This is a genomic window from Flavobacterium sp. UBA4854 (assembly GCF_002399805.1).
GTDB classification, from domain to species: domain Bacteria; phylum Bacteroidota; class Bacteroidia; order Flavobacteriales; family Flavobacteriaceae; genus Flavobacterium; species Flavobacterium ginsengisoli.
Window position 1 is genome coordinate 6188 of record NZ_DHEI01000071.1, and the last position, 341, is coordinate 6528.

General features: G+C 37.2%; 1 protein-coding gene. It reads right to left on the reverse strand.

Translation table 11 applies throughout. The features are described from left to right. The coding region (locus B3J44_RS10195) for a TonB-dependent receptor domain-containing protein (RefSeq protein WP_286968275.1) at positions 1-341 on the reverse strand (341 nt) is incomplete at both ends.

Sequence of the window (341 nt, forward strand, 5' to 3'; positions counted from 1 at the left end):
ACATAAATAAAGCTATAGTTGAAGTTCCAAGATTTATAGCCCGCATTCAAAATTCCAGATCCGCTGTGCCAAGGCGTGTACGGAATCTGGTCGCCATAAGAAGACATTTCTAAGCCAACAAACTTTGTAAAATCCTGACTTTGAGAATACGTATAAGTCAGGTTTGCGGTGAGATTTACTTTATCAATATGAGTCGACATATTTAAGACCGTCTCGATTCCTTTTCCTTTAACTTGCCCAATATTGGTCATCATCCAGCGAAATAAATTTCCTGTTGGAGCCGCAATAATTTTATCTTTTGTATTGGTGTAATAAGCATCTGCCTGAAAAGAAAATGTATC